The sequence below is a fragment of the Methylobacterium sp. WL18 genome (assembly GCF_008040015.1).
Lineage (GTDB): Bacteria > Pseudomonadota > Alphaproteobacteria > Rhizobiales > Beijerinckiaceae > Methylobacterium > Methylobacterium mesophilicum.
In genome coordinates, this window is record NZ_VRVD01000142.1 from 1 (window position 1) to 9,236 (window position 9,236).

Sequence of the window (9,236 nt, forward strand, 5' to 3'; positions counted from 1 at the left end):
CGCCTCGCGCCGTCCCCCATCGACCACCACCAGCGCCCGAGCCGGCGAGACGGCGTCCGTCGCCGCGACCGCCCCGGCCGCAGCGCCCACGGATTGCGCGGGCCTGCTCCCGGTTGCACCGGTCCGGCCGACTGTCCCGATCCGCGCCATCGCAACATCCCCTGCACGTTTCCGCGCTCATGCTGCAAACGTGGGGCCGGCGTTAATGGTTCGTCAACTTGTCAAAAACGCTTAGGATCGGCCGGAGTGATTGGTTTTGGCACGGCCAAGATTACTTCTTGGCCAGGTCCTCGAGGCGCTGCTGCATCTCCAGCATCTGCCGTTTGAGGTCGTCCAGCTCGCCGCCGGCATAGCCCCCCTGGGCCCCCTGCGCGGCCGCCTGCGGAGCCTGGGGCTGCGCCCCGCCGGCGGGCGGCGTGAAGCCGGTGAACATCTTCATGGCGTCGCCGAAGAAGTTCATGTTGGTGCGCACCGACTGCTCGATCGCGTTCTGGAACGCGGCCGGGCCGAAGCTGTGGGCGAATTTCTCGCGCAGGCCGTCCTGGTCCTTGGCGAAGTTCGCCATCGAGAATTCCAGGAAGCTCGGCACCATCGTGCGCATGCTGTCGCCGTAGAAGCGGATCAGCTGGCGCAGGAACGCCACCGGCAGCAGGTTCTCGGCGCCGGCCTTGTTCTCCTGCTCGAAGATGATCTGCGTCAGCACCGACCGGGTGATGTCGTCGCCCGCCCGCGCATCGTAGACGACGAAGTCCTCGCCGTTCTGGACCATCGTGGCGAGGTCCTCCAGCGTCACGTAGGTCGAGGTGCCGGTGTGATACAGGCGCCGGTTCGCGTATTTCTTGATGACGGTCTGGGTGGCCTTGACGGTATCCGCCATCGGGAACGGCCTTTCTGAACTCAGGACTCGGGGGCGCTGCAGGCACGCGCGACGCGTCCCGGCGGGATCGTCTTCGCGCCCGCAGCACGGACCTTAAAGCCTTCCACAGGCGCAGAAAACAGCAAACTGCACCTCTTCAACGCAGAATAATGCCGGGTGCCGGCCTTCGCACAGGCCATTTCAGTCTCGCAGGCGCGTCATCGGGGCGTTTTCACCCCCAAAGGTCGATCCTTGACTTCGCCGACTCCAAGCCCTTCATCGCGGGACCGGCTTTTAGAGCGCGCCCGAACTGAGGAAGGCGCGCCGGCTTGTAAGAGGAGAACGTTCACATGGCAGGCAGCGAAGAGATCGTCATCGTCGGGGCCGCGCGCACCGCGGTCGGCTCGTTCGGCGGCGCCTTCGGGGCTGTCCCGGCCCACGAGCTCGGCGCCACCGCGATCAAGGCCGCCCTGGAGCGCGCCAAGGTCTCCCCCGACGACGTGGACGAGGTGATCTTCGGCCAGGTGCTCACGGCCGGCGCCGGCCAGAACCCCGCCCGGCAGGCCGCGATCAAGGCTGGCATCCCCGAGAAGGCCACCGCGTGGGGCCTCAACCAGGTCTGCGGCTCCGGCCTGCGCACCGTCGCCATCGGCATGCAGCAGATCGCCAACGGCGACGCCACCGTGATCGTGGCCGGCGGCCAGGAATCGATGTCGCTCTCGCCCCACGCCCAGTACCTGCGCGGCGGCCAGAAGATGGGCGACCTCAAGCTCATCGACACGATGATCAAGGACGGGCTCTGGGACGCCTTCAACGGCTACCACATGGGCCAGACCGCCGAGAACGTCGCCCAGGCGTTCCAGCTCACCCGCGAGCAGCAGGACCAGTTCGCGACCCGCTCGCAGAACAAGGCCGAGGCCGCCCGCAAGGAGGGCCGGTTCAAGGACGAGATCGTGCCCGTCACGATCCCCGGCAAGAAGGGCGACACGATCGTCGACACCGACGAGTACATCCGCGACGGCGCCACCGTGGAAGCGATGGCCAAGCTCAAGCCGGCCTTCGCGAAGGAGGGCACGGTGACGGCCGCCAACGCGTCCGGCCTGAACGACGGCGCCGCCGCGCTGGTGCTGATGTCGGCCTCCGAGGCGGAGCGGCGCGGGCTGACGCCGCTCGCCAAGATCAAGTCCTGGGCGACCGCGGGCGTCGATCCCAAGGTGATGGGCACCGGCCCGATCCCGGCCTCGCGCAAGGCCCTGGAGAAGGCCGGCTGGAAGCCCTCCGACCTCGACCTGATCGAGGCCAACGAGGCCTTCGCGGCTCAGGCGCTCGCGGTGAACAAGGACATGGGCTGGGACGATTCGAAGGTGAACGTCAACGGCGGTGCCATCGCCATCGGCCACCCGATCGGCGCCTCCGGCGCCCGCGTCCTCGTCACCCTGCTGCATGAGATGAAGCGGCGCGACGCCAAGAAGGGCCTCGCCACCCTGTGCATCGGCGGCGGCATGGGCGTCGCCATGTGCCTCGAGCGGCCGTGATCGGTTTGTAACGATCGGCTGTCCACCAATATAGACTTGAGTCCTAACTCAGAAAAAATCGCGTGCGGACGCCATCCGCACGCGGCATCACGTGATGCGAACAGGAGGAAACAACAATGTCTCAAGGACGCGTCGCGCTCGTTACGGGCGGCACCCGCGGAATCGGCGCCGCGATCTCGAAGGGCTTGCAGGCCAAGGGCTACAAGGTCGCGGCCAATTACGCCGGCAACGACGAGGCGGCCCAGGCCTTCAAGGCCGAGACCGGCATCCCGGTCTTCAAGTTCGACGTCGGCGACTACGAGAGCTGCCAGGCCGGCATCGCGTCGGTCGAGGCCGAGCTGGGCCCGGTCGAGGTGCTGGTCAACAACGCCGGCATCACCCGCGACGGCGCCTTCCACAAGATGGATTTCGCCAAGTGGCAGGCGGTCATCAAGACCAACCTGGACTCGGTGTTCACCTGCACCCGGCCGGTGATCGAGGGCATGCGCAGCCGCGGCTTCGGCCGGATCATCATCATCTCGTCGATCAACGGCCAGAAGGGCCAGGCCGGCCAGACCAACTACTCGGCCGCCAAGGCCGGCGTGATCGGCTTCGCCAAGGCGCTCGCCCAGGAGAGCGCCTCCAAGGGCATCACCGTCAACGTGATCGCGCCGGGCTACATCGCCACCGACATGGTGATGGCGGTGCCGGAGGAGATCCGCAACAAGATCATCGCGACGATCCCCACCGGCCGCCTCGGCAAGTCGGAAGAGATCGCCCACGCGGTGGAATACCTGGCGAGCGACGAGGCCGGCTTCATCAACGGCTCGACGCTCACCGTGAACGGCGGCCAGCACTTCGTCTGATTTTTTTCGGTACGACGGGCGTGTCCGGCTCTGCCGGGCCGCCACATCGAACTCGGACGCCGCGCCGCCCTGCCGGGCCGCGCGGCGTTTCTTTGTGTTCGTGCTTCCGGTCAGATCTCATCTTCGATCGGCGACACACGGCCGGCAGGATAAGCCGCCTTGTCATTCCGAGGCGCCGCAGGCGAGCCCGCAACCCAGAGCCGCCGCCGGTGCAAGGTCATCGTGGACCTGAGTTTCTGGATTCCGGGCTCCGCGTCGCGGTCCCGGAATAACCGGGTGGCTGCGCGTAAGACGCTCGGACTTCAGAGCGATCACAGCACGTCTTATCCGCACAAACACCGGTTTGAACTGATCCTCGCAGGATCTTTGTCAAACGCGCGCCGGTGGGCGGAACGAAATCCACGCGATCCTCACGGATTTCTTTTCCCACCGTAGATCCCATCAGACTGCGCGTGGATCTGTGCATTGCGGGGTCGGACGCGCGGAATCGCACAGGTGCTCCGGAACACGAACAATTCGATCCGTCCCGGATAGGTCTCGTTTCGGCCCGGCGTGGTTGTTCGCGCCAGCAAGAACGAAGGCCCCGATACGATGAACACCCCATTCACCAAGCGCGATGCCGGTGAAACTCTTGCCGCCGACCGGACGGTCGATGCACGCGGCGTCGCGATGCTGGCCAAGCTCGGTCTCGCCGCGGCTTGCGCCCTCGGCCTCGCCGCCTGCGTCACCCCGCAGGAACGGCACGCGATGGATCAGGGCCAGTGCTACGAATTCGGCGTCGAGCCCGGCACCGATGCGTTTGCCCAGTGCACGATGGACCTGCACCAGCAGCGCGCGCTGACCCAGGCGAACCGGGACCTGTACTGGCAGTCCCAGTTCGCCGCGCAGACCCGCCGCCGGGAGGCGCAGCAGGATCTCTACAAGCAGATCAGCCTGCAGCGCAGCGGCGACCCCCGCTTTCCCGTCTGCGGCGCCGCCTCGGACGGCGGCATGGACCGCCGGACCATGACCTGGTTCGGCCCGAACTGCCGCGCCCGCTGATCCCGATCCGGAGAGACCCCCATGTCCGATGTCCTCACCCGCGGCCCGCAGAAGCCTGGCCGGCTCATCTTCATCGCCACCGCCGTGGTCGGCATCGCGACCGCATTCATCACCGGCGACATCGTGCGGTTCGCCCTGGCCGTTCTCGGCTGCGCGTCGCTGCTCAGCGTGAGCTACGCGCTGGTCGCGCGCCGCCTCGGTTGGCAGCCGCTGAAGGTCGGCGAGTTGTTCGACACGGTGTTTCAGCTGGTGCTGCACTGACCCGCTTCCCTTCGCGGGCTACGCGAAGGGAAACCGAGACGACCGGCTCGATTCCGCGAAGTCTGGCCGATCACGCCCCCCGTAACTTCGCCGAATCGACAGTCCCGAGACCGCCATGACGCTCGCCCTGATCCTCGCCAGCCTCCTCCTAATCAACGTTCTGATGGCCGGCCTGTTCTCCCTGGTCGCCCTCTGGGCCGACTGAGCTACGGTGCGCCGACGCAATTGGCGTAGAACGTCGTGGTCGCCGGCCAGTCCGAGAACACGCCGAGCACGCCGACCTGGCCGTGCAGCACGTCCAACAACCGCAGGATGTCGCCATCCCCGGTCACCACCGGTTTTATCGACTGGTAGTAGTAGCCGCCGCCCTCCTTGAGCGGACCCGACCGCTCCAGCGACCAGGCGATCAGGCCGAGGCCGGCCTTCTTGGCCTCCCGTGCATAGGTCGAGGGCTCGATGGCGCCCTCAGGCCCGGGACGGACCAGCATCCACAGGGGAGGCGCCAGGATCTTCACGCCCTTGCCGGAAAGCTCCGCCATGCCCGGCTTCCAGGTGTCCGGCTTCTCCGGGTCGAAGCCCTTGGTGGTCTCGTCCCGGTCGTCGAGGAAGATCGCCTGGCGGCCGAAATCCGGGTCCTTCTCGAGCCAGTACAGGATATCCCGGAGCTGGAAGCTCTGCGGATAGACGTCGGAGGCCGGGATGCCGGCCTGCTTGTACTCGTCGATCAGCTGCTGGGCGTATTGATCCTGGGTATAGGTGCCCTCGAACGGCATCGGGACCTGGGGCGCCTTCAGCTCCGGCGTGAACTTGCGCCCCATCCCCTTCACCAGGGCGATGTACTCCTTGTGGGACATCAGCGTGCCGGTGGTGGCGTAGAGGTCGGTGCGCCAGTGCGGCGTCGCGTTCATGTAGGCGGCCAGCGTAGTCGCGTCCGGGTCGGCCGCGTCCATCTTGCCGTTCAGCGACTTGAACTCGTCGAGGGTCAGGTCGCTGGTGCAGCACTTGGCCGATGCCTTGCGGCCGGTGGCCGGGTCGGCCGGCTCGAAACCCTTCGTGCACTTCGCCGCGAGGTTCGGCCGGGCCAGGATGTCCGTGGTCGTGTGCAGGTCGCACTGGCTGTGTCGGCAGACCAGCTGGCGGTCCTTGGTGAAGGCGACGTCGCACTCGATGATTCCGGCCCCCATCCGGTAGGCGGCGAGCAGCCCCTCGCGGGTATGCTCGGGGAACATCAGCGGCGCCCCCCGGTGCGAGATCGAGAAGCTTCGCGGGGTGTAGGGCCGGTCGACACCGCAGGCGGCCAGGTGCTCCTTGAGCGGCCCGGGCTTCAGCTGGTCGACGAGGTAGAACGGACGCGGCCCAAGCTGCACCCCCTCGCCGGCGAGCGCCGACCCACCCGCCAGCAGCAGCCCGAGGACGGCTAGGATCGCGCGCATCGACAGATCTCCCGGTTCTCGCTGCCCGTAAGGCGGGACGGTGACAGGGCCGTGACCCTCTCTCGCCGACTCACGAGCCCGCATGGTAGCTGCGATCCATGAGCCGAACAGCGTCATCCGCGGGCCGCGACATATCGCGCTCCGCCGCCACCCTCGCGGGTTTCGGGGCGATCCTGTTGTGGTCGCTGCTCGCTTTGTTCACCGCCGCCTCCGGGACGGTGCCGCCGTTCCAGCTCGCCGCCATGACCTTTTCGATCGGCGGCCTGTGCGGCTGCGCCGCCTGGATCGGTCGTCCGGCCGGGGCCCGCGCGCTGCTCCAGCCCTGGCCGGTCTGGCTGCTCGGGGTCGGCGGATTGTTCGGCTACCACGCCCTTTATTTCAGCGCCCTGCGCTTGGCGCCGCCGGCCGAGGCCGGGCTGATCAACTACCTCTGGCCGCTGCTGATCGTCCTGTTCTCGGCCCGGCTGCCGGGCTCGGGCGGCCTGCGCGCCGGACATCTCGCCGGGGCGGTGCTCGGTCTGGCCGGCGTCGCCGCCCTGTTCGTCGGCCGGGGCAACCTCGATTTCGCCGCGGGCGCGCTGCCCGGTTACGCCGCCTCCCTGGCGGCGGCCTTCGTGTGGGCCGGCTACTCGGTGCTGTCGGCCCGGGTCGGCCAGGTGCCGACCGACGCGGTCGCGGGCTTCTGCCTCGTCACGGCGGCGCTGAGTCTGGCCTGTCATCTCGCCTTCGAGACCACGGTCTGGCCGGCGGACGCCACGCAATGGGGGGCGGTGCTGCTTCTCGGGATCGGGCCGGTGGGGGCCGCCTTCTATCTCTGGGACATCGGCTGCAAGCGGGGCGACGTCCGCCTGCTCGGCGTCACCGCCTATGCGGCGCCGGTGCTGTCGACACTGATCCTCGTGGCGACCGGCTATGCCAGCCCCGGCCCGGCCCTGGCGCTGGCCTGCCTGCTGATCGTAGCCGGCGCGCTGACGGCGGTGCGGGCATCCCAGGCTGCCCCGAGGGCGGTCTGATCTCCACGCTTTGTGGCCGCTGATGGAGCCATCACGATCGTGGGCGGTGCGGCGCCTTGCACGGCGCCGCCCGGGCCATACCTGTTGGTGGCGGGGGGCACCCGCCGGCCGAAGGTCTCGAGGGCCATGCTCAGCACCGATACAGACATCCTCGCCGCCGCCGCATCCTGGCGGCGGGACGGGCGCGCCGTGGCACTCGCCACCGTGATCGAGACCTGGGGCTCGGCGCCGCGACCCGTCGGGAGCCACCTCGTGGTCGATGGGGACGGCAATTTCCTCGGCTCCGTCTCGGGCGGCTGCGTCGAGGGATCCGTGATTACCGAGGCGATCGAGGTGATCGAGGCCGGGGCGCCGCGCATCCTTGAATTCGGCGTCGCGGACGAGACCGCATGGCGGGCCGGGCTGTCCTGCGGCGGCCGGATCCGGGTCTTCGTCGAGCGGGTCGACTGATGCGCACCGAGATTCTGGACAGCCTCAACGCCGAGCGCGCCGCGCGCCGGGCCGCGATCCTGGTCACCGATCTGGTCGACGGGACGCAGCGCCTCGTTCGCGAGGCCGAGATGGCCGCCGATCCGGCGGCGGAGGTGCTGGGCCGGCATATGGCCTCGGGCAAGAGCGGTCTCGTCGAGATCGACGGCCGGCAGGTTTTCTTGACCGTGCAGGTTCCGCCGGTTCGTCTTGTGGTGATCGGCGCCGTCCACATCTCGCAGGCGATGGCGCCCATGGCCGCCGGCCTCGATCTCGCCGTCACCGTGATCGACCCGCGTACCGCCTTCGCGAGCCCGGAGCGCTTCCCGGGTATCGACCTCGTAGCCGAGTGGCCCGATGCCGCCCTCGGGAGCCGCGTGCCGCCCCTCGATCGCTATTGCGCGCTCGCCGCGCTGACCCACGATCCCAAGATCGACGATCCGGCGCTGAAGGCGGCCCTGTCCGCCGGGTGCTTCTATGTCGGGGCGCTGGGCTCGCGGAAGACCCATGCGGCCCGCGCCGCCCGGCTCGCTGAGGCCGGCTTCTCGTCCGAGCTGATCGGCCGGATCCGGGCGCCGATCGGGCTCGCCATCGGGGCGGTGAGCCCGGCCGAGATCGCGTTGGCGGTGCTAGCCGAGGTCGTGGCGACGCTCCGCCGGGTCCCTCGACCGGAGGCCGCGTGAGGTTCGGCCCCGTGTCGGTCGCCGAGGCGGCCGGCCTGATCAGCGCCCACACCGTGCGACGCGACGGCATCACCCTGCGCAAGGGCGCGGTGATCCCCGAGGACGCCGCTGCAGGCTTGGCCCGGGTGGGCCTCTCGGAGATTGTCGCTGCCGCCCTCGAACCCGGCGACGTCGGCGAGGACGCTGCCGCCGCCCGGCTTGCCGCGCATCTGCGCGGGCCGAACCTGCGCGCGGAGGCCCCCTTCACCGGGCGCTGCAACCTGTTCGCCGAGACCGCCGGGGTCCTGACCCTGGCGCCGGCCCGGATCGATGCGGTCAACGCCATCGACGAGGCGGTGACGGTGGCGACCCTGCCGCCGTTCAAGCCGGTGGTCGAGGGCGAGATGGTCGCCACCGTGAAGATCATTCCGTACGCCGTGGCGGGCGCGGTCCTCGCGCAAGCCTGCGCGGCCGAAAACGGCTGCGCGCTGGCTGTGGCACCCTACCGCCGCCTGCGCGTGGGCGTGGTCTCGACCCGCCTGCCGAGCCTCAAGGAGACCACCATCGATCGGACGCTCCGGGTCCTGGCCGAGCGCCTCGCGCCGGCCGGCGCCGCGATCGTCTTCGAGGATCGCGTGGCGCACGCGGCCGAGGCCGTGGCGGCGGCGCTGATCGAGGCGATCGACGGCGCCGGGGCGGATCTGGTGGTCGTGTTCGGGGCCTCGGCCATCGCCGACCGGCGCGACGTGATCCCGGCGGGCATCGCGGCGGCGGGGGGGCGGGTCGAGCATCTGGGCATGCCGGTCGATCCCGGGAACCTGCTCTTGGTCGGCAGCCGGGCCGGCGTGCCGGTGGTCGGGGCGCCGGGTTGCGCCCGCTCGCCCAAGGAGAACGGCTTCGACTGGATCCTGCACCGGCTGCTGGCGGACCTGCCCGTCACGCGGGCCGACATCGTCGCCCTGGGGGTGGGCGGCCTGCTGATGGAGATCGTCTCGCGGCCGCAGCCTCGGGCCGGCGGGGAGGCGGCCGATGCCGACGCCTGAGATCGGCACCGTCCTGCTGGCGGCGGGCCTTGGAACCCGGTTCGGCCCGGAGCCCAAGATGCTGGCGCTGCTCGACGGC

10 protein-coding genes and 1 pseudogene are annotated in these 9,236 nt (G+C 69.3%); 9 read left to right on the forward strand and 2 right to left on the reverse strand.

All coding sequences use genetic code 11. The annotated features are described in order from the left end of the window. Nucleotides 1–271: 271 nt before the first annotated feature. Complete coding sequence (phaR, locus tag FV228_RS12670; protein ID WP_147854947.1) at nucleotides 272–877, reverse strand: polyhydroxyalkanoate synthesis repressor PhaR; 606 nt, start codon at nucleotides 875–877, stop codon at nucleotides 272–274. A 329-nt stretch (nucleotides 878–1,206) separates the two neighbouring features. Between phaR and FV228_RS12675 the strand changes: the two genes are divergently transcribed. The 4 genes from FV228_RS12675 (at nucleotide 1,207) to FV228_RS12690 (ending at nucleotide 4,538) form a co-directional block, all read left to right on the forward strand. After that, complete coding sequence (locus FV228_RS12675; RefSeq protein WP_147854948.1) at nucleotides 1,207–2,391, forward strand: acetyl-CoA C-acetyltransferase; 1,185 nt, start codon at nucleotides 1,207–1,209, stop codon at nucleotides 2,389–2,391. A gap of 116 nt (nucleotides 2,392–2,507) precedes the next feature. Continuing rightward, nucleotides 2,508–3,236, forward strand: a complete 729-nt coding sequence (phbB, locus tag FV228_RS12680; RefSeq protein WP_147854949.1) for an acetoacetyl-CoA reductase — start codon at nucleotides 2,508–2,510, stop codon at nucleotides 3,234–3,236. A gap of 591 nt (nucleotides 3,237–3,827) precedes the next feature. Beyond that, nucleotides 3,828–4,277, forward strand: coding sequence for a hypothetical protein (locus FV228_RS12685; protein WP_147854950.1), 450 nt, complete (start codon nucleotides 3,828–3,830; stop codon nucleotides 4,275–4,277). 21 nt (nucleotides 4,278–4,298) lie between these two features. After that, a complete protein-coding gene (locus tag FV228_RS12690; protein ID WP_147854951.1) occupies nucleotides 4,299–4,538 on the forward strand; it encodes a hypothetical protein in 240 nt (79 codons plus the stop codon). Nucleotides 4,539–4,744: 206 nt separating this feature from the next. On the opposite strand, the gene FV228_RS12695 is transcribed toward FV228_RS12690, so the two are convergent. Then, the gene (locus FV228_RS12695; protein ID WP_147854952.1) at nucleotides 4,745–5,971 is read right to left on the reverse strand and encodes a glycerophosphodiester phosphodiesterase family protein; all 1,227 of its coding nucleotides are present in this window, start codon (nucleotides 5,969–5,971) and stop codon (nucleotides 4,745–4,747) included. A 98-nt stretch (nucleotides 5,972–6,069) separates the two neighbouring features. Between FV228_RS12695 and FV228_RS12700 the strand changes: the two genes are divergently transcribed. From FV228_RS12700 to FV228_RS34190, 5 genes and pseudogenes are all read left to right on the forward strand, one after another. Continuing rightward, nucleotides 6,070–6,984, forward strand: a complete 915-nt coding sequence (locus tag FV228_RS12700) for an EamA family transporter (protein WP_187277721.1) — start codon at nucleotides 6,070–6,072, stop codon at nucleotides 6,982–6,984. 126 nt (nucleotides 6,985–7,110) lie between these two features. After that, nucleotides 7,111–7,434 (forward strand): XdhC family protein, encoded by a 324-nt coding sequence (locus tag FV228_RS12705; protein WP_147854953.1) that lies wholly within the window; start codon nucleotides 7,111–7,113, stop codon nucleotides 7,432–7,434. Then, nucleotides 7,434–8,135 carry an XdhC family protein gene (locus FV228_RS12710; RefSeq protein ID WP_147854954.1) on the forward strand — a complete coding sequence of 234 codons (702 nt, stop codon included), beginning with the start codon at nucleotides 7,434–7,436 and terminating at the stop codon, nucleotides 8,133–8,135. Before FV228_RS12705 ends, FV228_RS12710 begins: the two co-directional genes overlap by 1 nt. Further along, nucleotides 8,132–9,157: a molybdopterin-binding protein gene (locus FV228_RS12715; protein WP_147854955.1), complete on the forward strand. Its 1,026-nt coding sequence runs from the start codon at nucleotides 8,132–8,134 to the stop codon at nucleotides 9,155–9,157. Before FV228_RS12710 ends, FV228_RS12715 begins: the two co-directional genes overlap by 4 nt. Next, nucleotides 9,144–9,236 (forward strand): annotated as a pseudogene (locus tag FV228_RS34190) (nucleotidyltransferase family protein); the annotation flags it as partial. The gene FV228_RS12715 and the pseudogene FV228_RS34190, both read left to right, overlap by 14 nt.

Coding starts and splice junctions, on each gene's coding strand:
- phaR (WP_147854947.1), bottom strand. CDS start 877: ATGGCGGATACCGTCAAGGCCACCCAGACCGTCATCAAGAAATACGCG.
- phbB (WP_147854949.1), top strand. CDS start 2,508: ATGTCTCAAGGACGCGTCGCGCTCGTTACGGGCGGCACCCGCGGAATC.
- FV228_RS12695 (WP_147854952.1), bottom strand. CDS start 5,971: ATGCGCGCGATCCTAGCCGTCCTCGGGCTGCTGCTGGCGGGTGGGTCG.
- FV228_RS12705 (WP_147854953.1), top strand. CDS start 7,111: ATGCTCAGCACCGATACAGACATCCTCGCCGCCGCCGCATCCTGGCGG.
- FV228_RS12685 (WP_147854950.1), top strand. CDS start 3,828: ATGAACACCCCATTCACCAAGCGCGATGCCGGTGAAACTCTTGCCGCC.
- FV228_RS12690 (WP_147854951.1), top strand. CDS start 4,299: ATGTCCGATGTCCTCACCCGCGGCCCGCAGAAGCCTGGCCGGCTCATC.
- FV228_RS12700 (WP_187277721.1), top strand. CDS start 6,070: ATGAGCCGAACAGCGTCATCCGCGGGCCGCGACATATCGCGCTCCGCC.
- FV228_RS12675 (WP_147854948.1), top strand. CDS start 1,207: ATGGCAGGCAGCGAAGAGATCGTCATCGTCGGGGCCGCGCGCACCGCG.
- FV228_RS12710 (WP_147854954.1), top strand. CDS start 7,434: ATGCGCACCGAGATTCTGGACAGCCTCAACGCCGAGCGCGCCGCGCGC.